The organism is Mariprofundus sp. KV (assembly GCF_013387475.1).
In the GTDB taxonomy this organism is placed as follows: domain Bacteria; phylum Pseudomonadota; class Zetaproteobacteria; order Mariprofundales; family Mariprofundaceae; genus Mariprofundus.
Map to the genome: position 1 here is coordinate 47,555 of NZ_VWNB01000008.1, position 23,666 is coordinate 71,220.

Sequence of the window (23,666 nt, forward strand, 5' to 3'; positions counted from 1 at the left end):
CGGGACAATGATGACAACCTCTTCATCCCTCACCGTGGGGGTGAAGGGAAGTTATCATTCGGGAGGGTGCAGTATGCCCTATAACAAAAAGCAGATCAGTGAAGAGCTGGCGATCAGTCATTTAGGCCTGAAAAACCTGGAAGATGTCTACTGGAATTTGCCAACACCGCGCCTGTATGAGCACGCCATCCGGAACCATGAAGGGCATGTGGCGCACAGAGGCGCACTGGTGGTGCGTACCGGTTATTTCACCGGCCGGGCGGTGAAGGATAAGTTCATCGTTGATGAGCCATCCAGCCGTGACAAGGTGTGGTGGGGTGATTATAACAGTGCCTTTTCTGAAGAGCGTTTTGATGCCCTCTACAAACGGGTGCAGCGCTATCTTGAGGGTCAACAGGTCTATGTTGAAGATTGTCTTGCAGGCGCGGACTCCGGATATGAGAAACAGATACGTGTCATTACCCAGGATGCCTGGCACTCGCTGTTTGCCCGTATTATGTATGTGCGCCCGGCTGATCTGGGGCGAGATATTGCCTATAAAGAGCCTGAATTTACTGTCATTCATGTGCCCCATTTCCATGCTATGCCAAGTCGTGACGGCACCAACTCCGAAGCGTTTGTGATTCTGCATCTGGGGCGTCGTATCGCTCTGATTGGTGGCACCGCCTATGCCGGTGAGATTAAAACGTCGATCTTTACGATTATGAACTATCTGTTGCCGGATGAGGATGTCCTGCCGCTGCACGCCTCGGCCAATGTCGGTGAGTCCGGTGATGTGGGCGTTTTTCTTGGTCTGGACGGTACAGGAAAAACAACGCTCTCGTCAGACCCTTCGCGCCGCCTGCTTGGCGATGATGAACATGGCTGGAGCCAGAGCCATCTCTTCAACTTTGAGGGGGGCTGTTATGCCAGAATCGCCAATCTTTCCGCAGAGAAGGAGCCGATGGTCTATGAGGCAACGCAGCGCTTTGGTACCCTGATTGAGAATGTGGGGCTTGATACCCAGAGTCGCAGGCTCGATTTTAAGGATACCAGTCTGACCGAGAATATCAGGGCTGCCTATCCGATTGATGCGATTGCAAATGCCATCTGGCCGGGGGTGGCGGCTCAGCCATCGAATATGGTGCTGCTCTCTGCTGATGCTTTTGGTGTATTGCCTGCTATTGCCAGATTGTCGCCCGAACAGGCGATGTACTACTTCCTGCTCGGTTATTCGACCAATATCCCCGGCATTGAGGAGGATGTGAAGGAGCCGGAGGCGACCTTCAGCCCCTGTTTCGGAGCGCCATTTCTGGCTCAGAATCCGGTGGTCTATGCCAACATGCTGGGTGAGAAGATCCGCAGAGGAGGTGTGCAGTGCTGGCTGCTCAATACCGGCTGGAGCGGTGGTGACTGTCGCAGCGGCGCACGCATGGATATCGAATTGACTCGCACGCTGCTCAGCGCAGCGCTTTCCGGCGCACTTAACGATATCAAATATCAGCGCCACCCGATTTTCGGGTTGCAGATGCCGGAGACACTCGATCCGATTACCACCTGGTCTGACCCCAAACATTACATGGAGAATGCCGAGAAGCTTGCCACCAGCATCAAGGCGGCGATGGCTCAGTTTAAAGGGGCGATTGCGGATGAAGTGCTGGCTGCCGGCCCGCGTTAAACCCGGCAGATATACAAATAGCTGTTGATCATGAATGATTCGCGCTATGCGATACGTTACCGATGAACAACAGATAGACCCTTCAGAGAAGCAGCAGTGGTTGCCGCTACTGCGGCGCGGCTTTCAGCTTGGCTGGGTGAGTCAGGGTAAGCGCCCTGATATGCCGACTGCCGAGCAGAGCGCAAGGCGCTGGTCGAATGATCAGGCTGTTATGCTGCCGGGCATCATCGATGTCACTGCGTGGAAGTCCGAGATTGATGCGGCACACAAGCTGATGGAAGCCACGCTGGATGCGGATGAGCTCTCTTCACTGCTGGAGCAGCCGCCCTATAGCAGTCGCCTTGCGCCCCTTTTTCCGCTGGTTGCATCCTCCTTTGAAGAGCATGACGAGCAGGGTATTGAGAAGGTCTATTTCGATGCTGAACAGGGTGAAGAGCTACTGGCTGAGAATCTCTGGTGTAAGGCATCGTGGTTATCTTTTATCGAAGAGGATGCCTCGCTGCGCTTCCGCTTCTCATTCGGTATGGAGTGCATGGAAGATGTGGCTGCTGATCCTGAGCGTCAGCTCTGGGCGGGGCGCCTCTGTGATACAATTTTCCCGGAATCCGCAGCGATCACTGAGAACCCTGTAATCCTTGCGAACCTTGAGAGGATCGTTGGTGGTGAACCGGCGTTTGTGGAGCGTATTGTTTACTTCAATGCCCCCAACGGTGGCGCGCAGATGCACCACGATGTTGAACGTGGCCATGATGGTGTGGTTTTCGCACAGCTCTCTGGAAGCACCTTCTGGCTGGCACTCTCCAAGCCTGAACTGATCGATGCGCTGATCGATTTCATTACAGATCCGAATAACAGCAGTGAGATTACCCGTCTGCTGCCTGAATCTGCCGATCGTCTGCAGCTGGCAGAGCTACTGAGTGATCGTGCCGGGCTGGCTGCCTATATGGATGAGTTTGATCATGAGCTGGTTGAAGCGGTGATGGACCGCTCTGCCCTGTTTACCAGCCATCTGGTTGCAAAAGGTTATGCTTATATCCTCAATGCAGGTGATGTCCTGCTTATGCCACAGCGGGATCTTGATACCTGCGTATGGCACGCTGTCACCTGTCTGGGCGATGAACCGGGTGAAGCTTTATCATTCGCGGTACGCGCCAACAAATCAGCAGGGTAGATGAATTATATTGTACATCCATGTGTAACACCCTTTCAGGGCGCTAAAGCGTGTTATTCCTGCTTCCAGCAGAATCATGGACGTGCCGCAGGCACGCCCGGTTTTTAGTTTACTGAATAAATAGAAAGGGGCGGTAATAACCGCCCCTTTGTTGTTGATTGTGACAAGGGTTACTCCGTTTTGGAGATATGAACATCCATCTGTGGGTAGGGGATGGAGATGCCGTTGTCATCAAAGGCGATCTTGATCTTCTCATTGAGGTCGAAAAGAACTGCCCAGTAATCACCTGAATTGACCCACGGGCGCACATTGAAGTTGACACTCGAATCACCCAGTTCACCCACGGCAATCAGAGCAGCAGGCTCTTTGAGGATACGCTCGTCGGCATCGATAATGCCCTGCATGATCTCTCTGGCTTTGCGGATATCATCGTCGTAACCGATACCGAATACCATATCAATACGACGGGTATCACGGGCCGAGTTGTTGGTGATGGTACCGCCATAAATAGCACCGTTAGGTACGATGATTTCACGGTTGTCACCGGTTTTCATGCGTGTGCTGAAGATGCCGATCTCTTCAACCACACCGCTTGCGCCACCGGCTTCAATCAAGTGACCCACCTTGAACGGGCGGAAGACAATCAGCAGTACGCCTGCAGCAAAGTTCTGCAGTGAGCCCTGCAGTGCCAGACCGACAGCCAGACCTGCGGCACCGATCAGTGCAATGAATGAGGTGGTATCAACGCCAAGCTGGTCGAGTGATGCGATAATGATGAACAGCAGCAGCAGCGCATTGAGGATCGAGCGTACAAAGCTGACCAGCATAGGATCCATGCCAGCTTTGTTGAGCATTGTATCAACAACGTTAAGCAGCGCTTTGGCTATCCAGCGACCAACGATAAAGATCGCCAGGGCCATGATGATATTGATGCCCCACGGAATAGCGTAGAGATCAATGAACTCCTGGATGTTTGATGTTTCAGGCATGGGAGCCTCCAAATTTAGAGATAAAAAGGGATGATCTCCCTTTCAGCTGTGCAATATTACACATTGGCCGCCAACTACAACAGTATTCGTAGTCGATGGGCTTGTAAAAGTAACACTGCTTAGCCGGGCGCATTGTTTATGCGCAAGCAGGAGAATGGGCGTGAACTATTTCACATCTCAGGACAGAAGAGTTTAAAAGGTGCTGCACAGGCGCCCTCACCGCGTTTAATAGGGCACAGTTTTACCATCAAATGCTACAAACTCACCGGCAGGATAATTGCGGGCATCTGAAATGACGGCGCTCATGCCAGCCACAGAGGTCGTTACATCGATCAGGCCGGTGTTATGGGTCATATCTGTCATCACCCAGCCCGGATGCAGGGTAATGACATGAACGCCATGGGGTGCCAGATCAACAGCCATCGATTTGGAAACGATCACCAGCCCTGCTTTGGCGGCACGGTAGGCGTAGGTGCCGCCACTGCTGTTATCACTTGTAGAGCCCATCTTTGAGCTGATATTGGCAATCACACCTTTGCTCGCAATCACTCGCTCCGCCAGAAGTTGTACAACCCTGAGCGGGCCGACACAATCGACATTAAACACCTCCAGCATCGCCTTGCCGGTCACCCGGTTCAGTGACTGTCCATCCTTGCCCGGTCCGTAGATACCGGCATTATTGATCAGCAGATCAATCGTATCAGGCAGGTCACCTTGTGGATGTTCATCACTGCCTACATCCCAGCAGACGGTGTGCAGTCTCTCCGACCCTATGCTGGCAAGTTCACCCGCATCCGAGCGATAACAGGCCCAGACAGATGCACTCTGTTGCAGATAATGTTTTACAAAACCGAGCCCTAAGCCTCGATTTGCACCGGTAATCACTACGTTCATGTGACCTCCATTGGATTCATGTGCTACTGAACTGCTACCATAGGGCCCATGGTCGATTCAGTGAAGCCCCATATCTCGCATAAGAGTTTTCTGACCCTGCTCAAGGGAACTCTGGCAGACCGCATCCTGCTTGCCGTCTCACTGGCAGCTATTGCTGCGGCCTGGTTTGTTGTGCAGGCCGTGGTGGCATCAGGACCTGCAGTTGCCGAGGTTTATCATGGCAAGGTGCTACTTGCTACCTATCCGCTGCCACTGGCAGGCGAGCCGGCAAAATCTTTTAAGATTGAGGGTGAACTGGGCTCCGCCGAAATCCTGCTCGATGCCGATGGTGTGCGTATGCTCTCCTCTCCCTGCTCGGCTCAGCGCTGTGTCTACTCCGGCGCGCATCGCCATGCCGGAGATATGATCGCCTGTGTGCCCAATCGGATTCTGATTACCATTCGCGGCAGTGCGAAATCCCGTTTCGACGCCATTGTTGAGTAACGCATGAGTCAGGAGATGATGCGCCCACCTTTGGCTGAGTTGCAGCAGAAGGCAAACTGGCTGGCGCTGCTGCTGCTGGCAGTTGGTCTGCACGTTTTTGAAGCGGCACTGCCAGGTCTTGGCCCATGGTTTAAGCCGGGGCTGGCCAATCTGGTGACACTGCTGGCACTGCTCTGGCTGGGGCCAAGGGCTGCTTTCCTGCTGGCTATCGGCAGGGTAGTGGTTGGCAGCTTCTTTATCGGCACACTGTTTACGCCGACCTTTGTCATCAGTATGGCCGGGGCCCTTGTTGCAGCCGTTGTCATGCTTGCCGCGTGGCGTTCGATACCCGGCATAAGTCTGGTCGGTGTGAGTCTGCTCGGGGCACTGGCTCATATGGTCGCCCAGTTTGTAACCGTGGAGACGCTCTTCATTCAGCAGAGTCTGCTCTATTTTGCACTGCCACCACTGCTGCTGCTCTCAACGATTACCGGCTGGCTAAATGGTGTGCTGGCAGGGTATATTGCGGCGAGACTTGAGTTCCCTAATGAAAAAAATTGATCTGAATTCACAGCAGCGCCGCATTGGCAGCGCATTTATCGCTTCAATCGCCCTGCATATGCTGCTGGTGGTGATGATCGACTATGCCGATGAGAACAGGGCACTGCCGAAAAAGGATACGCCGAAGATTATGGATGTGGTGCTTCTCGATGAGAAGAAGTCGCCATCCAAAAAGGCGCCGAAAGATGCCCGTACTATGTCCAATCGCAGTGCCACCGGCGGTAGCAGCAAGGCCGAGGATAATGTCACCCGTCAGGCCAAAGCGCCGATGACCGGCCAGCAGCAACCGCAGCGGCCAACACCGCCGGGACAACCGAAAACACCGCCACCGATCAGCCTGGAGAGTCGTACCCGCATGATGGCCAAACGCGGTGCTTTTCCTGATAGCAGTCAGCTTAAAAAGCAGAAGAAGGTAGAGAAGAGTAAGCAGCCCACCAAACAAGCGGCAAATGTTCCACTGCCTAACCTGATGCCATCAGCGATGGCGCTGTCGCAGCTCTCACGGGATTTTGAGCGCGAGCGGCGCATGAAGCAGAAGCTCAGCAAAGAGGCTGATATTCCGATCAACACCCGTCAGGCCAAGTATGCTCCGTATGCGCAGGCACTGGTGCGTGCACTAGAGGAGCAGTGGCGACCCGGTCAGGCGAACTATGATCAGTATCCACAGGAGGCACGTCGCGCCCTGATGAAGCTGACCATTGAGCGAAATGGCAATCTGGTCGGTGTAGAGATCCTCAATCCGAGTCCGATCCCGCAGATTAATAACAGTGCGGTCGAAGCGATCAATGCTGCGGCCCCGTTTAAGGTGCTGCCATCATCGTGGGGTCTGGATCGCGTCAGCTTTTATCTCACCTTCGAGGTGGTTGAGGACAGGTTTGTTTTCCGACCGGCAAGGTAAAATACTTCTTCACTGGTATGCCAGCAGTGCCCGCCAGCTTCCCTGGCGGCAAACAACCGACCCCTATCAGATCTGGATCTCCGAGATTATGTTGCAGCAGACACAGGTGAAAACTGTACTGCCACGATATCGCAACTGGTTTGATCTCTTTCCGACCGTGGAGGTTTTGGCTGCATCATCTGTGGATGATGTTTTGAAGGCGTGGGAGGGGCTGGGTTACTATCGCCGTGCCCGCTTTATTCACCGCGCCGCGCAGATGATTGTCAGCGATTTTGCCAGCCAGTTCCCCACCAGTTTTGACGATATCTTGAAACTGCCCGGTATTGGCCGCTCAACCGCTGGCGCGATTGCTTCATTCTGTTTCAATCAATCTGCGCCGGTACTCGATGGCAATGTGAAACGGGTACTCAAACGCTGGTATGCAGAGCCGGAAGCCAGCGACAAGACCCTCTGGTTGCGGGCTCAACAGGTTATTGATGCTTCAGGTGACCCAGCCACATGGAATCAGTTGATGATGGAGCTGGGGGCGACTACTTGCTCCGCCAAATCTCCAGACTGCAGCAGTTGCCCTGTGCATACGTTTTGCGCTTCAGCATTCAGTGTCGACGTTGCAAAAGAGCTGCGCAAGCAGGTGGCTGTTGTTGATCTGCACTGGCGCATTCATCTCTTCACCTGCCCCGAGAAGGGCATCTGGCTCACCCAGCGCCCTGATGCCGGTATCTGGGGCGGCCTCTGGTCACCACCGATCACCGAACTGGAAGATCGCCCTGATGAAGAACCGACCCATATCCATCAGCTGACCCACCGGCGTTTGCACCTCTACCCGCTTCAATCCGATAGCGATCCGACTGGTGATGGCCGCTGGGTTCCCTCCATCGAAGGCTATGCACTACCTACGGGCATTCATCGCTTGCTGGATAAGATGATATGAGATCAGTTCGTACCCTTCTGACTTTTGCTTTTCTACTGCTACTGACCTCATCTGCACTCAGCGCAGAGGCAGGCATGGTCGTGGCCGCCCAGAAGAGTGCTGCCGAGGCAGGAGTTGAGATGTTAAAAAAGGGCGGTAACGCCTTTGATGCGGCAGCAGCCACAGCGTTGGCTCTGGGTGTTGTTGAGCCCGGATCGTCGGGCATTGGCGGAGGCGGTTTCTTTCTGCTCTATATCGCCAAGGAGAAGCGTTATGTGATGCTGGATGCGCGCGAGACCTCACCGGGTCTTGCTGGCAAAGGCGAAGTCTATGCGACGCAATCCAGTGTTGACGGGCCACAATCAGCAGGAGTGCCGGGTCTGGCTGCCGGAGTCGATCATCTTGTTAGCCGTTACGGGAAATTGAGCCGAAAAGCGATCACCCGGCCAGCCATTGATCTGGCCAGAGATGGTTTTGAGGTCGGGCCTCGATTGAGATCAATGCTGAACTGGCGCGGCAAAGTCTTTAATGAGACAGGGCGTAACATTTTCATATCCGGCCAACAGATCAAGCAGGAGGCGCTGGCTGATACACTTGCCCGCTTTGCCAAAGGTGGATCTGAAGAGTTCTATCGCGGTGAAACAGCCGGGCGACTGATTGCAGATATGAAACGTGATGGTGGTTTGATTCGCGAAGCTGATATGGCCGCCTATCGGGTCATTGAACGCACGCCTGTCACCTTCGATTATAAGAACTATCGGGTGATCTCTGCACCACTGCCATCATCCGGTGGTATGACGCTGGCGCATGTGTTCGGGCAGCTGAAAAATGATGATCTCAAAGCAATGGAGCGGACTGATCGGGTTCATCTGCTTGTCGAAGCTATGAAGCGCGCCTACCTGGATCGTAATGCACATATGGGTGACAGTGATTTCGTCGATATTCCAGACCTTCTGAATGCGGATCGTTTGCAGCAATTGAGGGTTGGCATCCGCATGGATCGTGCTACGCCCAGCAGCGAGCTTGGCAGCACTACTGATGCCATAGGGCCGGGCACTGACACAACTCACTTCTCTGTCATCGATAGCGAAGGCAATATGGTTTCAGCCACGCTCTCAATCAACTACGCCTTCGGCTCCGGTTATGTCTCTCCCTCTACCGGTATTTTAATGAATGATGAGATGGATGATTTTGCCACCCGCCCCGGCAAACCCAACGCCTACGGCTTGGTGCAGAGTTCAGCCAATGCTGTTGCACCGGGTAAACGCATGCTCAGCTCCATGACCCCGACCTTTGTGATCGGCCCTGATCGCACCTTTATTGTCGGCACTCCCGGCGGTTCACGCATTATCTCGATGGTACTGCTGGCGAGCCTCGGTTTTATGCTTGATGAGAGTGCTCCAGCCGACTGGGTGAATGCTCCGCGCTATCATCACCAGTTTTTGCCCGATGTTATTCAGCATGAACAGGGTGCATTTACAGCAGAACTAACCTCCGAACTCCAGAGTCGTGGGCACATTTTCAAGCCGATGAATCGCCAGTACGGCAATATGCACGCGATAGTCCTCGATAGAAAATCAGGCCAGCTTACCGGACTTACAGATGCCCGTGGCGAAGGTGTTTCAATCACAGAAAAGTAGGGTGTCAGCTATCACTCAAGGCTGAAAGCACGGCATTCCATGCTGCTGCTAAGTTCTTTCGATTATAACCACCGCCACCAAGGGCGATGATGCGGCGCTGGCTGAATTCATCTGCGATTCTGCAGAGGCTGGCGGCGGCGAGGGCGTGGGATTTTGGTGTGAGCTGCATATGGGTGATCGGGTCTCCGGCTATGGAGTCAGCACCGCACTGAAAGATGATGAATTCCGGATTGAATGCGCGGATAAAAGCTTCGGCTTCGGGCCAGATATTGAGGAAATCAGCATCGTTTGCACCGGGTCGCATCGGCAGATTCAGTTTGGTGCCTTTTGCAGCTCCTCTGCCTGTTTCATCAGCGAAACCCGTACCGGGATAGAGGTGGGCACCATCCTCGTGGAGATCGACAACACATAGATCGGCATCATTTTCAAAGGCGTAGAAGACGCCATCGCCGTGGTGGGCATCGATATCGCCATTTTATTATGTTTGAAAAATAGTTGCATCGCTAAACCATTATATAGACTTCTATAATCGAGTTTTTATGCAACCGGATAACACCCTTCTGATTGATTGAAAATGGTTGCAAAAGTGAGATGAAAAAACTGTGGTGATTTCAGCGTGGCATATATTAACTGGGTGCAATTATTGCTTTGGTTTTCGCTTCACCGTGCCGGTTGCCTCAAGGCAACTGTCCAACATTGGACAGTGATAAAATAAACGAAAAGAGCTTGTCCACGGCTGGACAGTCGAAAGTTGCCTCAAGGCAACTGTCCAACATTGGACAGTGATAAAATAAATGGAAAGAGCTTGTCCACGCTTGGACAAGCTCCTGAGACTGAGCGTATTGAGGTTTTGTCCACGACTGGACAGATGAAAGTTGTCACGTGGCAACTACCCATCGATGGCACCTATGGGATAATTGATACAGGTGTTATTTGGAAAAACAGTTGCTGATATTCACACTGTTGCAGGTATGCGCGCTTAAAGAGGTGTATTCCAGTGTAAATGTAGGTGTAAAGTGTAATTACACTAGGATTTACACCCCCCCATGATTGAGGTTTAGAGGGCAGTCATTCACGTTATCAAAATCTCTGCTACACTAGCGAAGATAGGGACATGGGGAGAGAGTAGATGCAGTGGATTGCACCATCTGAGAAAGATCAGGCAAACAATACATTAGAGAAAAGGCTTTGGGATGCAGCCGATCAGTTTCGGGCCAATTCTGGGCTGACTGCAGCGCAGTATTCCGCCCCAGTTTTGGGTATGATCTTTCTGCGCTTTGCCGAAACCCGTTTTGAGCAGCGTCGTGCCGAGCTGGATGCTGCCGGCGCATCGTCGCGGCGCTCCGGTTCCCGTGTGGATGATCCTGCCGCTTATCATGCTGAAAGTGTCATGTATCTGCCTGAGACTGCCCGTTTCGCGCATCTGCTGGCCATGCCGGAAGGTGGCAATATCGGCCAGGCGATCAATGATGCGATGGCCGAGGTGGAGAAGTTTAATCCTCAGCTTGCCGGTGTGTTGCCACGCTCCTATCAGCTGTTCGAAAGCACTCTGCTGAAGGATATTCTGAAGAAGGTCTCCGAGATTCCGGTCAGTCTCGAATACGATGCCTTTGGTCGCATCTACGAATACTTCCTCGGCGCATTCGCCCGCACTGAGGGGCAGAAGGGTGGTGAGTTCTATACGCCATCCTCCATCGTTCGCCTTCTGGTCGAGGTGATCGAACCCTTCCACGGCAAGGTGCTTGATCCCGCTTGTGGTTCCGGTGGTATGTTTGTGCAGTCCGCCCGCTTTGTTTCCGAGCATCACAAGTCAGCAGCCGATGAGTTATTTATCCACGGTGTTGAGAAGACCGACGAAACTGGTCGTTTGGCTCGCATGAACCTCTCCATTCACGGTCTTGAGGGGGATATCCGCCACGGTGGTCATATCAACTCCTATTACGATGATCCCCACAGTGCCGTCGGCCAGTTCGATTTTGTGTTGGCTAATCCGCCGTTCAATGTGAATGCCGTGGATAAGGAGCGGCTGGAATCCGATGTCGGCGAAGGTCGTCGCTATCCCTTCGGACTTCCGCGCACCGACAACGGCAACTACCTCTGGATTCAGCTCTTTTACTCCAGCCTGAACGATCAGGGCCGTGCCGGCTTCGTGATGGCCAATTCTGCTGCCGATGCCCGCTCCTCAGAGATGGAGCTGCGCCGCCAACTGATTGAAGCCAAGGGTGTTGATGTGATGGTTGCCGTTGGCCCGAACATGTTCTACACCGTAACGCTGCCCTGCACCCTCTGGTTCCTCGACAAGGGTAAGAAGGGAACCCCTCGCGAGGATCAGGTGCTGTTCATCGATGCTCGCCATATCTATCGCCAGATTGACCGTGCCCATCGCGACTGGACGGAGGCACAGAGCAGCTTCATCGCCAATGTCGTGCGTCTCTATCGCGGCGAATATGTTGATCTCACACTGGGTGGCGAAGAGACAGAAGCGAAGCTAAAAGAGGTGTTCGGTGATGCACCTGCATATGCTGATATCCCCGGTCTCTGCAAAGCGGCTACGCTTGCTGAGATAGAGGCACAGGGTTGGAGTCTTAATCCCGGTCGCTATGTCGGTGTCGCCCCCGGCGAAGATCTGAGCGATGAGGATTTCAAGGAAAAACTCGAAGCCCTCAACGAAGAGTTGGAAGTGCTCAATTCGGAGGCGCGTGAATTAGAAGCGGTCATTGCAGCCAATGTGGCAGAGATATTGGCTGCATGATAACGATTAGCGATCCATTGCGTGCCTTTGCAGAGAAGCTACCTTTAGATTGGCAATTGTTGCCGTTCAACGCGATGCTTTCAGAGCCTGTCCGCAACGGAATTTACAAGAAGAAAGAATTTCACGGAAAAGGAACTCGTGTTGTAAATATGGGTGAACTTTTTGGGTTCGATTTCATCTCTGCGCAAGAAATGAAGAGAGTTGAATTGACGGCAGTTGAGGAACGGAAATCAGGCCTGAAAGATGGGGATCTTCTCTTTGCTCGCCGTTCATTGGTTTTCGAGGGCGCAGGGAAATGTTCATTGGTTGTTAATCCGTCGGAACTCCTCACCTTCGAATCATCTATTATTCGAGCACGGCCAAATCGGCAAGTCGCCGAGCCTAGGTTTCTGTTCTATCTTTTTTCTTCGCCGCTTGGCCGAGCGATAATTGCCTCAATTGCAACACGAACGGCGGTGTCTGGAATTAGAGGGAGCGATTTGATGGGGGTTGGGTTGCCACTTCCCCCTCTGACTACTCAACGGCGCATTGCGGGGATATTGTCGGCCTATGATGAGCTGATCGAAAACAACCAGCGGCGGATCAGGATTCTGGAAGAGATGGCGCGCAGCCTTTGCCGCGAATGGTTCGTCCATTTCCGCTATCCCGGCCATGAGGAAGTCCCCCTCGTTGATTCCCCCCTTGGACCCATTCCGCAAGGGTGGGAGGTGAAGCAAGTTAAAGACTTTGGAAAGGTGATCACGGGAAAAACGCCAAGCAAATCTAACCCAGCGTTTTACGGTGAGGATAACCAATTCGTAAAAACCCCGGATATGCATGGAAACATGTTCATTCTAGATACAGTAGATCGACTTTCTGATGCAGGGGCCTTGTCCCAAACAAATAAAACACTCCCCGTTGGCTCCATTTGCGTGAGCTGTATTGGAACCATTGGTGTGGTTTCTCTGACAACTGAAGAATGTCAGACGAATCAGCAGATTAATTCCGTGGCCCTGAACAGTTCTGAACATAGAGAATACCTCTACTTTTGCCTTCAAGGGTCAAAGCAGAGACTTGAGAATTTAGGTTCCAATGGCGCAACGATGGGCAACGTCAATAAGGGTAAGTTTGAGGCTATGGAGATTATTTCCCCACCAAGTGACTTGTTGATTAACTACCACCGCCTTGTGGTGCCAATATTTTCTGAAATCCTCAGGGCCTCTCGGCTCAGTGGAAACTTACGGCAGGCTCGCGACCTGCTACTGCCGAAGCTATTAAGTGGTCAGATTAGTGTTCAGCAATGCTCTCTAACTTCGGAGGATTTGTATGCCGCGAACAGTTGACGAAGGATTTAAGGACTTTTTAACTAAACTCACGCCTTCTGCTATAGAGTCAGAAGCGGTGAAGAAGCACCGTGCCTCTATTAAAGCTTGCTTGGAAGCCAGCTATAAAATGAATCGCTTTGTTCGAATAGGCTCCTTTGGAAATGGAACGAGCATAGCGGGCTACAGTGATGTGGATTATCTAGCGAGCCTCCCAACAAGCCAGTTGAATCAGAATTCAACTTATACGCTGTCAAAAGTTAAAACCACACTGGATACCAGATTCCCTCGAACAGGAGTCCAAGTAAGCTGCCCTGCTGTTGCAATACCATTTGGGACCAAGGCAGCGGAACACACAGAGATCGTGCCTGCGGACTTTGTTAATGAAGACGAATACTACAAAATATATGAAATCGCAGACTGCTCTGGAGGGTGGATGCGCGTATGTCCAGATGCTCATAATGCCTATAGTAATTATGCTAATTCTGAACGGGGTGGGAAAGCCAAGCCGCTGATTAGATTTATTAAAGCCTGGAAGTATTATTGCAATGTCCCCATTTCATCTTTTTATTTAGAAATGCAAACAGCTAAATATGCTTTAGGAGAGGATGTCATTGTTTATGCCATTGATGTGAAGAGGGTGTTGAAAATGCTGTTGGACAGTGAACTGGCAATGATGCAAGACCCTATGGGACGTTCGGGCTACATTGTCCCATGTAAGACCGAAGCCATGAAACAAGATGCATTATCCAAACTTCAGATTGCTGTCTCCAGAGCTGAAAAGGCGCTTGCTGCTGATAGCGCTACCAAGACATCCGATGCATTTTATTGGTGGCGGTTACTATATAATGACCAGTTCCCAACATACTACTACTGATGAACAATATTCCTGAAGAGCAAAACTCTCCCAAACAACTTGATCGATTAGCTGCTCAAAGAAATCTTTATGCGACGGCAAAAAAGATATTTGGAGTACAAATTACTCTGGCAGCTCCCATTGCAATAGTTTGGACTATTTCAGTTTTGGTTGATCGTAGCATTGTGGGTTATGCTGCTATTTGGGGTTTGACCGTTGTTCTTTCAGACATTCTGTTTCTCACGCCATGGCAAAAACGTTTGAGAGCTAAGGCCGCTAAGATTCAAGAGCTGTTTGATTGTGATGTTCTTCAGATGCCATGGAATGAAATTAAGGCTGGCCCCCCCCCAGCACCAGAGGAAGTCAAAGAGCAGTCTGATAGATACAAAAAAGTTGAAGGTAAGCATCCAACACTTGTAAACTGGTATGCCCCCGTGGTTGGAGAGCTTCCAATAGCAATGGCTAGGCTGGTTTGCCAGAGGACTAATTGTTGGTGGGATGCTACTCAGAGAAAGCGCTATGCTGCATGGATACTAGGCATCATTTTATTCATTTTGCTGTTAATTGTTGGAATAGGTTTATTTGGAGGTCTGACTGTTGAGGCGCTTTTCCTTGGGGCAATACTACCTCTTGCGCCAGCCATTACCGTTGGAGTTAGACAGTTCCTTGAACAGATGGAGTCAGCCCAAAGACTCGATGAGTTAAGAAATCATGCCGAGGGAATTTGGGCTGCTGCATGTTGCAATCCAGATTCACCAGAATTTGCCCTTAAATCTAGGTCGTTACAAAATGAAATTTTTGATAACCGAAAACGAACCCCTTTAGTTTTTGATTGGATATTTAAGCTCTTTAGAGATAAGTACGAGGACCAGATGAATTATAGTGCTGAAGAATTGGTGCAAGAGGCAAGCAGAAGTATAAATTCATACGGCAGCGGAACCAATGTCTGATTATTCAGAAGACGGTCTAGTCGAACAGCCTGCTATCCAGCTCTTTGGGGAGCTGGGATGGGAGACTGTTAACGCCACCGATGAAATGCTTGGGGCTGAGGGTACGCTAGGACGTGATGTTAAAGGCGAAGTGATTCTTGGTGCTCGGCTGCGCTCTAAAGTTCAAAGGTTGAATTCTGGATTTCCTGAAGTAGCCATCAATGCAGCGATAGATGAAGTGAGTCGTGACCGTTCGGCTACGACACCAGAATCAGCCAACCGTGAGCTATGGGGATTGATGCGCGATGGCGTGAAGGTATCCATTCCCGACCATGAGAAGGGTGGGGTTAAGACCGAGCGGGTGCAGTTGATCGACTGGAACAATCCGGCAAACAATGAGTTCCTGCTGGTTAGCCAGATGACCATTACCGGGCCGCTCTATACCTGCCGTCCCGATTTGATCGGTTTTGTGAACGGCATCCCCTGGGTGGTGATTGAGCTGAAGAGGCCGGGAGTGTCGGCCAGAAATGGCTTTGATGAGAACCTGACAAGCTATAAACACGCGCAGAACGGCATTCCTGCACTCTTCTGGAGTAATGCTTTGCTGATCGCATCCAACGGAACAGAGAGCCGTGTGGGTTCGCTTACAGCCGAATGGGAGCGCTTCTTCGAGTGGAAGCGTATCGAACGTGAGGATGAGCCTCGCCGGGTCTCACTAGAGGTGATGTTGCGCGGTTTATGTGAACCGTCTCGCTTGCTTGATATGGTGGAGAACTACACGCTCTTTTCTGAGCACAAACAGGGGCTGACCAAGATCATCGGTCAGAACCATCAGTTCCTCGGCGTGAACAATGCCATTGATGCCACACTCAATGCCCGCGATGAAGGACATGGTCGTGGCGGTGTCTTCTGGCAGACGCAGGGCTCGGGCAAGAGCTTCTCGATGGTCTTCTTTGCACAGAAGATTCTGCGCAAACATCCGGGAAACTGGACCTTCGTAATTATCACCGACCGTGTGGAGCTGGATGAGCAGATTGCCCGCACCTTTGCGGCCTGTGGAGCGGTCACCGATGCGAATGCCTGTCATGCATCTTCCGGCGTACATTTGAGAGAACTGCTCTCCGGAAACAACCGTTACGTATTCACGCTGATCCACAAGTTTCAGGATGATGCGGTACTGTGTGACCGCAAGGATGTGATTGTTCTGACCGATGAAGCGCATCGCAGCCAGTACGACACGCTGGCCATGAACATGCGAGCAGCTCTCCCTAATGCCACCTTTGTAGCATTTACAGGCACCCCGCTGATTGCTGGCGAGGAGCGTACCCGTGAGGTGTTCGGTGATTACGTCTCCATCTACGACTTCCAGCAGTCAATCGAGGACGGGGCAACGGTGCCGCTCTTCTATGAGAACCGCACACCTGAACTGCATCTTGATAATCCGGATCTAAATGATGATATCTATGCTCTGATTGAAGAGGCTGAACTGGATGCCGAGGCTGAGAAGAAGCTTGAGCGTGAGCTTGGCCGGCAGTATCACCTGATTACCCGTGATGACCGACTGGATACGGTATCACAGGATATTGTGCGTCACTTCCTCGCACGAGGTTTCCAGGGTAAAGGCATGGTAGTTGCCATCGACAAAGCCACGGCACTGCGCATGTATGACAAGGTGCGCCGCTGCTGGGATGTGGAATTGAAACAGGTGGAAGCCGACCTGGCTGTTATGACGCTGGATAATCCGCTGATTGATGAACTCCGAATAAAAGTCGACCTGATGAAAGAGACGGATATGGCTGTGGTGGTATCACCGGGGCAGAACGAGATTGAGCAGATGGCGGGGGTTGGTGTCGACATCGTGCCGCATCGTAAACGCATGCTCGATGAGAAGCTCGATGAGAAGTTCAAGGATGCGAATGATCCGTTGCGGCTGGTTTTTGTTTGCGCCATGTGGCTGACAGGTTTTGATGCACCGAGTGTATCGTCGATTTATCTCGATAAGCCAATGCGCAATCACACGCTGATGCAGGCCATCGCCCGCGCCAACCGAGTCTATCCGGGTAAGCAGAGCGGCCTGATTGTCGATTACGCCAATGTCTTTGTATCACTTGAAAAGGCACTGGCGATCTACGGTCAGGGTGGCGGTGGCTCAATGCCGGTGCGTGATAAGCAGGAACTGGCCGATGCACTGTCAGAAACGCTTACGGCTCTGGATGGTTTCTGCTCACAGAATGGTGTGAGCCTGACTGAAGTGGAGGCTACTCCGACAGCCAACTTTGCCCGTATTGGAGCGATCAATGAGGCGGCTGACAGGCTGATGAATCCGGAAGATATCAAGCGCGCTTATCTCACTCAGGCCGCTCTGGTGAACAGCCTCTACCGAGCAGTAAAACCGCATCCTTTGGCATCACGGTTTGCACAGCGTTGTGGTTGTGTCGCTGCCATTGCTGACCAGATCAAGAACGTCACTGATCCACCTGACATTTCAATCATTATGCAGGGTATTCAGGAGCTTTTGGATGAGTCGATTGGAGCAGATAAGTTCACTATCAAGGAACCCTCTAGCCCAATGCACGGCAAGATCGATCTTTCCAAGATTGATTTCGCGGCACTGAAGAACCGCTTTAAAGAGAAGAAACCGAGTAACACAGATCTGGAACGATTGAAGGCTGCGGTGCGCGTACAGCTAGAGCAGATGGTTCGGGTAAACAGGACACGGGCCGATTATCTGGAGAAGTTCCGTCAGTTGATCGACTCCTACAACACCGGAAGCCGCAATATCGAAGAGGTGTTTAAAGAGCTACTGTCGCTCTCTAACATCCTCACCGAAGAGCAGTCCCGCCATGTGCGCGAGAATCTGAGTGAGGAAGAGCTAACAGTAATGGATATTCTGACTCGACCGGCTCCGAAACTGACAAGCGAAGAACGTGACGAGGTGAAAAAAGTCGCGCACCTACTGCTGGAAAAACTGCGTGGACTGCTGGTGATTGGATGGCGTCAGCGGGTGACCTCACGTGCCAGAGTACGCATGGCCATCGAAGATGCGCTGGATGAAGGTTTGCCTGTGCCTTATGACAAGGATGAGTACGAACGCAAATGCACAGCTGTTTTCGAGCATGTTTATGAAAGCTATCAGGGTGACGGGAAGAGTGTGTTCTCGGAAGCTGCATAATACTTCAATGGTGTGCTCTGAGTAGATCCACCACATCACTTTTTAAGTTTTGACATAAATAGGTTTCCGGAAATTGGTGTATTTTCCGTGGGCAATGAATACCCCAGCATTCAATAAAAGGAATCACCTCTGAATAACTTGGCCCTAATACTTGATGGTCTTATTTTGCTTGTTCTGCCCGTTATCTATTTGATTATAAAGGAAAATTTGACATTGGGTGCAAGGTCTCTGTATCGTCTCTGGCCATTTCGTAGAGAGGGCCGACCCCGATGGGAAGAAGAAGTAAGCCGCCAGTTGAGATAAAGGCAGAGTTAAACACTGAGGTTACTCCGACAAGCGAAGGCTTGCCGGTGTTTCAGCACTTTTTCGATGTGCTTCATACAGACGCTCGAAAGCAATGCATTCTTACGCGAGTTTTTTTTATGTCACCAACACCGAGCGAGGTAGAAGACACCTGCAAGTTAAAAGATTCCTTTGATGGAGAGTTCCACTGTGTTGGGGGGGTATTGCCAGGCATGTGTTCTGCTTTGGTATCCACTCCACTCTGCAAATATATTGTTGAACTTGGGTTTTCCGAATCATTCGCTAAAGACGTTGCTAGACTGTGTATGTTCAGCATGATTGGGAAAGAATGGGGGCGCAATAGAGTTGCCAATCTAATAAGTTCCCTAAAAGAATTTATGTCCTGCCTTGCCTCTCTGATAGCTATTCCAACTGATTGTACGCTTTCTTCGATTACTTATAATCACTGGAGTGACTTTCGTGAATTGACTGGTTCTGACTCTAGAATTAGTGCAAAAAATACTTTCAACACTGCCCGATACATTTTTATGAGCTATCCGCCAACCTCACTAAATGATCACTTGAAAACGATAAGGTTTAAAAAAACCAAGCAAGTCAACAACCCTAATTATGAACATACCTCAGAATTGTTTGCTGATAATGCATACTCGGATGCCGAAATGTATCAACTTCTTGCTGTGTTTATATCAGGATTTCAACGCCGCATCGGCTACTTAAAACATATGCATGAAATTGCTGAAAAAGACATGCCTGATAATTGGATACACCCCGACAGAAAGCATGTTTTTATAAAATGGGCTGGTAGAAAGCGCCCGAAGTTCTATACGGACATTACTGAGTTAATTGCAAAATGGCTGGGCAATGAAAAATTTTATGATTTGATCGTGGGGCACTATTTACTGTGGCATAAAATAGCCGGAAAAGATTTTGTATTAGCCATAAGGGGCGTTAGCTCCCGTAATGAAGATATTCGAGTCAATCTTGTCAAATTCAGACAAGCTATGGGTGAACGGTATGGGTTCTGTCCAGAATCTAGCCTTACCTTAATGGATTTCCATATAAAAAAACGTGGGCGAACAGACAAAAAAGGAGTCATGCACCAGCTGTCTTATTGCCTGGCAAACCTTTTAATGATGCAGTGCGGCGTTAATAAGGAAGTTGCATTATCTATCCCATCCCGCGATGAAAATGGTAAATCTATTTTGAAAAGATTAGAAAGCCTTTTTGTCGGAAAGAACGATAATCCTGAAGTAGAGCTGTTTGGTTTTAAAAATAAAACGGGGAAAGCGCGTGCAAAAAAAATCCCTATTCCGATTCCAATAACATCACCGTTGTATTCTATGTTAATAGATTACGAAAAATATTATAAAACTGATTTTGACGGGCCATTTTTCGAAGTGGCTCCGAGTTTCGGTCGAGGATGGAGCGTTGGAGGGAGTGCTGAAGGTTTTTTGAAAAACTATCCGGTAATGATTGAAAGTGGAGAAATGTTAAAGTCATTAGATACAACAAAGTTCCGTAAGGTATTTGCTGCGGGGAAGCTGTATGAGCACATGGAAAATATTCAAGACGCTAATCAGCTTGCAAGTCAATTGAGAGAAGATTTAAACCACGGAAACCTCAGCACTTCTTTAAATAACTATATTTTAAAGACATCAGGAGGCCGTGGAATTATCGACGTTGCGATTGCCACCATTACTTCTGAAAAATTAAAAGAAGGTATTGAATTCAAAGGCCGCATTATAACCGAAGATAAAATGCCAAAGACTAAAAAGACTGTCTATCTGTGCGAATGCGAGGATCCAGAGTATCCGAGTCATGGCGAATCAATAAGTAATGAATGCACCCACTACGACTTATGTTTGGGCTGCGAGCGAAGTGTGATTTGCAAAGAGCACCTACCGTATATTTGCGCTCGAATTATACAATATGAAGAAAATCGCAATATCGACCCTGTTATCTGGCCAGCATTATGGGAAGACCGTTGGATGATCGCTCATGATGCCCTTGATAACTACGCAAAGAAAAACAGAAAAAACGGTAGCCGTCTTGTTGAAGAGGCCTGGGCAAGTGCGAAATCAGGAAAAGTAACTTTACCACCAATTATTATGAGTGAGATCTAAGTATGAGTAGTGCTACAGTAACGTTGCAAGAACACAAACCAACACACATTCATGAGTCTGAAAAAGATGAAGCGCTTGCAAAAGCACAATGGACGATACTGCGTGATATCGAAGCAGAATATAAAGACGCATTAATCCCAGGGTCATCAAGCAAATTTACAGAAGACGACTGGCGCATTGATCCAGACGATACGCAGGTTGGGTATGAAAAAATACCTTGGAACGTCTATGTGGATAGGGAGAAACACTGGCCTTTACTTCTACTGTGTAAGCTTGTTGTTCTGAGGTGGATGAAGAACCGCGACACTCAGTTGCATACCTTAGATAATATGCTGAGCCAGCTTCGGCCCTTTATTGAGGTAATTAAAAGAAAGAATATTTTAACTGGCAGAGACGGTGATTTTTTAACCGGTCTAAGTCAAATTACGGATGTAGATATAAGCGTAGTAATTGATGCTGCGCTTACTGAATCAAATAATCTGGAAGTTGCTACAAGATTCTGTCATCGCTTATCCGACTTTGTTGCTTTTTCGAATTTTTTTGGAGAGCAGTTATCGTTGTTCTCCCTTGAGCAGCCGTTGCCATGGACTGTTGCCAACAAAACAGTCACCAAGTGGGTGGAGATTCGCAGTTCTGACTTAAGTCTGGTTTTTAAAGAAAAAGCTGGATATGAAGCACTTCCACCTGAAACTACGCAGCCATTGATTGAAAGGTCGATGGCGTTTCTTGATCGCGCAGACAAGTTAATTGAGTTCTATAATGACGTACGTTCTTCTCGGCGAAAAGGTGAACACAGGGATTTCCTAGCTTCAGCACTTCGTAGGTTCGAAAAAAAGTATGTTCCAAAATTTAATGATCTTTTGCCACCGATCCATGCCAAAGTGAAAACTAGAGTCTTTATATCAGCTTCTTGGTGGAGCGTGTTATTTAAACTGACGAAAGCAGCGTGTGTGAACATTATTTTGCTCACTTCGGGACTACGGAATATTGATGTGAGGCATTTAAAGGTTGGTTGTTGCAAACCATCCGGCCGAGTGGACATGCTTTATTACATATCCACTTATCTAAAAAAGACTGGGAATGCGATTCACATACCTGTTCCTGAGCAAACCTTTCGAGCAATACGTTTGCTTGAGCAACTAAAAACGGATCAAAATTCGGAATTTATTCTAGATTCTTGTGAATACTGGGCACCTAGCAAACATGGAAGGATAGCAGCAGGCACATTATTGAATAATATGCTTCGAGGTTTCGCAGATCACTTTAGTATCCCTTTCATAAGGAATAACACTGGCACAGAAACAACAGCGCACTGTTATCGATCAACCGTTGCCGGGTGGCTTGGTGCGTCTTCATCTCTATCAGTTTTATTGGTACGTCGTTTATTTGGTCATAGCAATGATGTGATGCCCACTACCTATCTTCGAAATAATCCTTTATTTATAAAACAACGACAGAAGGAAAAAGAAGCAGTGGCTAAAGCGATGGCTTTAAATATGGCAGAGGCAGCAAGAAATGGACGATTAGGTGGAACCAAGGGGCTGCAGTTAGAGCGGGGGTATGAGCAGCATAAAAGTCTCAGTTTTGCTGCTACGGATGCAGAAATAGTCCAAGAATTTTCTGAAATGCTAGAGCAGCGAATACTGGACGAAACAGTTTGCGGATTCATGACTCCCTTCGGAGTCAGGTGCATGCGTAACCCAGCCGATTCTTCACAGCCGCCCTGTGCTAAGAAGGCGCATAGAGACAAAGTAAAGGATATCGATAAAAAGTTGCTCGATCTGATGAACGACATCAATCCCCAAATGTGTATTGGTAGCAAATGCAGTGAAGCCATGATTGGGCCCTGGTCTGAGAGCATATTAAAATCGCTTAAATATTATGAGTCGCTCATTAGGCACCAACAGGGGAATGCGTTTACACAGGAACATTTTATTGAGTCTGCAAGACAGTTTATTCGACAGTACGGACCCGATATGAAAAAAGTTTTTGACGTTGAGGTGACAATCAATGTCTAAGAAGCGCGATGATAGAACTCACGATGAAAAGTTAACCGCTCTTCGAGAAGAATTTGGTCGTACTAAAGAATGCGCCCGTTCCTCTGGATTAATCAATGACTGCTCAATAAATGCGATCTGTAAAGCTGCAGGGGTTGAGCGTTTATTAGTGCTGGGTCATCGCGAATTGAAAAAGACCCCTGAAATTACTGCGGCCTATCGCAAAGTCGGAGATGATATAAAGGAGTTCCGAGCAGGATTCAGTCAAAAAAAAGAAATATCTGAAGACAAGGTTCGGATTAAACAGCTTGAAGATGAGTTGGATGCGGTAAAGCTGTCTGTTGGTCCAATGATCAAGGAAAAAGCCTATCTTGAGTTATTATCTGAAGAATGTCCGAAGAAACTAGAACGTGAAAAAAACCGGGTAACAGAGTTGCAGGCGCGGTTAATCCACCTGGAAAATGAAAGCATGAGCACGCCAAAGCCAAGCAAGGTCGCCAATAATCTCAATATCGTTCGCACTATCATTAGCCCTGATAAATTTCGCAATGTCGAAGGTCATTACAAATTTGGCAACGAACGATATGAAGAGGAAGCATGGAAAAAATCATATTCGAAATTGGAGCTAGCGCTTAGCCGAAAGTTGGCTATGCGGTTATACATACTAGTTGGGTTGCCATGTGCTGGAAAAAGCACATGGGCAGAGGAATCGGTGCTTGCGGGAGATCGTCACCCAGTAATATTTGATGCAACAAACCTTGAAAGGTTTGAACGCGCAAAGCTTGTGCACTCCTTGCAACGATTCGGTGACCTTCCGAAGGCGTGTGTTTATTTCGATACAGATATGGAAACAATTCGAGGCCGTAATCGGGATAACCGAAGTTCTGACCGACAACTAACTGATGATGTATTATCGATGAAACTTCAACAGTTAGAAAAACCGGATCCATACGATGAAACATGGATTGATCAACTCATTATTGTGAGGCAACCATGAACGGTGGAACTTGGAGTGGGCTAGGCAATAAGCAGCATGAGCAATACGTGTTTT

18 protein-coding genes are annotated in these 23,666 nt (G+C 49.6%); 15 read left to right on the forward strand and 3 right to left on the reverse strand.

The window, feature by feature from the left end; genetic code table 11:
* The first annotated feature begins 73 nt into the window (after window positions 1-73).
* On the forward strand, window positions 74-1,657 hold the full coding sequence (locus tag F3F93_RS07835) for a phosphoenolpyruvate carboxykinase (ATP) (protein ID WP_176958629.1): 1,584 nt from the start codon (window positions 74-76) through the stop codon (window positions 1,655-1,657).
* Window positions 1,658-1,703: 46 nt separating this feature from the next.
* Window positions 1,704-2,828: a hypothetical protein gene (locus F3F93_RS07840; RefSeq protein ID WP_176958630.1), complete on the forward strand. Its 1,125-nt coding sequence runs from the start codon at window positions 1,704-1,706 to the stop codon at window positions 2,826-2,828.
* A gap of 170 nt (window positions 2,829-2,998) precedes the next feature.
* Here the strand turns inward: F3F93_RS07840 and F3F93_RS07845 are convergent, their stop codons facing one another.
* Both F3F93_RS07845 and F3F93_RS07850 read right to left on the reverse strand, forming a co-directional pair.
* On the reverse strand, window positions 2,999-3,817 hold the full coding sequence (locus F3F93_RS07845) for a mechanosensitive ion channel domain-containing protein (RefSeq protein WP_176958631.1): 819 nt from the start codon (window positions 3,815-3,817) through the stop codon (window positions 2,999-3,001).
* Between the two features lie 225 nt (window positions 3,818-4,042).
* Entirely contained in the window at window positions 4,043-4,711 is a 669-nt protein-coding gene (locus F3F93_RS07850) for an SDR family oxidoreductase (RefSeq protein WP_176958632.1), read from the reverse strand.
* Window positions 4,712-4,759: 48 nt separating this feature from the next.
* Between F3F93_RS07850 and F3F93_RS07855 the strand changes: the two genes are divergently transcribed.
* From F3F93_RS07855 to ggt, 5 genes are read left to right on the forward strand one after another with little or no spacing between them, the layout of a single operon-like run.
* On the forward strand, window positions 4,760-5,194 hold the full coding sequence (locus F3F93_RS07855) for a NusG domain II-containing protein (RefSeq protein WP_176958633.1): 435 nt from the start codon (window positions 4,760-4,762) through the stop codon (window positions 5,192-5,194).
* A gap of 3 nt (window positions 5,195-5,197) precedes the next feature.
* On the forward strand, window positions 5,198-5,734 hold the full coding sequence (locus tag F3F93_RS07860) for a Gx transporter family protein (RefSeq protein WP_176958634.1): 537 nt from the start codon (window positions 5,198-5,200) through the stop codon (window positions 5,732-5,734).
* Window positions 5,721-6,632 carry a TonB C-terminal domain-containing protein gene (locus F3F93_RS07865; protein WP_176958635.1) on the forward strand — a complete coding sequence of 304 codons (912 nt, stop codon included), beginning with the start codon at window positions 5,721-5,723 and terminating at the stop codon, window positions 6,630-6,632. The genes F3F93_RS07860 and F3F93_RS07865 overlap by 14 nt, the downstream gene beginning before the upstream one ends.
* The gene (locus F3F93_RS07870; protein ID WP_241697043.1) at window positions 6,610-7,563 is read left to right on the forward strand and encodes an A/G-specific adenine glycosylase; all 954 of its coding nucleotides are present in this window, start codon (window positions 6,610-6,612) and stop codon (window positions 7,561-7,563) included. Before F3F93_RS07865 ends, F3F93_RS07870 begins: the two co-directional genes overlap by 23 nt.
* Window positions 7,560-9,182 carry a gamma-glutamyltransferase gene (ggt, locus tag F3F93_RS07875; RefSeq protein WP_176958637.1) on the forward strand — a complete coding sequence of 541 codons (1,623 nt, stop codon included), beginning with the start codon at window positions 7,560-7,562 and terminating at the stop codon, window positions 9,180-9,182. The genes F3F93_RS07870 and ggt overlap by 4 nt, the downstream gene beginning before the upstream one ends.
* 4 nt (window positions 9,183-9,186) lie before the next feature.
* On the opposite strand, the gene F3F93_RS07880 is transcribed toward ggt, so the two are convergent.
* Window positions 9,187-9,648: a hypothetical protein gene (locus tag F3F93_RS07880; RefSeq protein WP_176958725.1), complete on the reverse strand. Its 462-nt coding sequence runs from the start codon at window positions 9,646-9,648 to the stop codon at window positions 9,187-9,189.
* 663 nt (window positions 9,649-10,311) lie between these two features.
* Here F3F93_RS07880 and F3F93_RS07885 point away from each other — a divergent pair.
* The 8 genes from F3F93_RS07885 to F3F93_RS07920 all read left to right on the forward strand — a co-directional run bounded on the left by F3F93_RS07885 (window position 10,312) and on the right by F3F93_RS07920 (window position 23,612).
* Window positions 10,312-11,934 carry a class I SAM-dependent DNA methyltransferase gene (locus F3F93_RS07885; protein WP_176958638.1) on the forward strand — a complete coding sequence of 541 codons (1,623 nt, stop codon included), beginning with the start codon at window positions 10,312-10,314 and terminating at the stop codon, window positions 11,932-11,934.
* Window positions 11,931-13,256 carry a restriction endonuclease subunit S gene (locus F3F93_RS07890; protein WP_176958639.1) on the forward strand — a complete coding sequence of 442 codons (1,326 nt, stop codon included), beginning with the start codon at window positions 11,931-11,933 and terminating at the stop codon, window positions 13,254-13,256. Before F3F93_RS07885 ends, F3F93_RS07890 begins: the two co-directional genes overlap by 4 nt.
* Window positions 13,240-14,112 carry a nucleotidyltransferase gene (locus F3F93_RS07895; RefSeq protein ID WP_176958640.1) on the forward strand — a complete coding sequence of 291 codons (873 nt, stop codon included), beginning with the start codon at window positions 13,240-13,242 and terminating at the stop codon, window positions 14,110-14,112. The genes F3F93_RS07890 and F3F93_RS07895 overlap by 17 nt, the downstream gene beginning before the upstream one ends.
* Window positions 14,112-15,041, forward strand: coding sequence for an S-4TM family putative pore-forming effector (locus F3F93_RS07900; protein WP_176958641.1), 930 nt, complete (start codon window positions 14,112-14,114; stop codon window positions 15,039-15,041). The genes F3F93_RS07895 and F3F93_RS07900 overlap by 1 nt, the downstream gene beginning before the upstream one ends.
* Complete coding sequence (locus tag F3F93_RS07905; protein WP_176958642.1) at window positions 15,034-18,192, forward strand: type I restriction endonuclease subunit R; 3,159 nt, start codon at window positions 15,034-15,036, stop codon at window positions 18,190-18,192. Before F3F93_RS07900 ends, F3F93_RS07905 begins: the two co-directional genes overlap by 8 nt.
* A 269-nt stretch (window positions 18,193-18,461) precedes the next feature.
* Window positions 18,462-20,618: a hypothetical protein gene (locus tag F3F93_RS07910; RefSeq protein WP_176958643.1), complete on the forward strand. Its 2,157-nt coding sequence runs from the start codon at window positions 18,462-18,464 to the stop codon at window positions 20,616-20,618.
* Window positions 20,619-20,620: 2 nt separating this feature from the next.
* Window positions 20,621-22,636: a site-specific integrase gene (locus tag F3F93_RS07915; protein WP_176958644.1), complete on the forward strand. Its 2,016-nt coding sequence runs from the start codon at window positions 20,621-20,623 to the stop codon at window positions 22,634-22,636.
* Window positions 22,629-23,612 carry an AAA family ATPase gene (locus tag F3F93_RS07920; RefSeq protein WP_176958645.1) on the forward strand — a complete coding sequence of 328 codons (984 nt, stop codon included), beginning with the start codon at window positions 22,629-22,631 and terminating at the stop codon, window positions 23,610-23,612. The genes F3F93_RS07915 and F3F93_RS07920 overlap by 8 nt, the downstream gene beginning before the upstream one ends.
* Window positions 23,613-23,666: the final 54 nt, after the last annotated feature.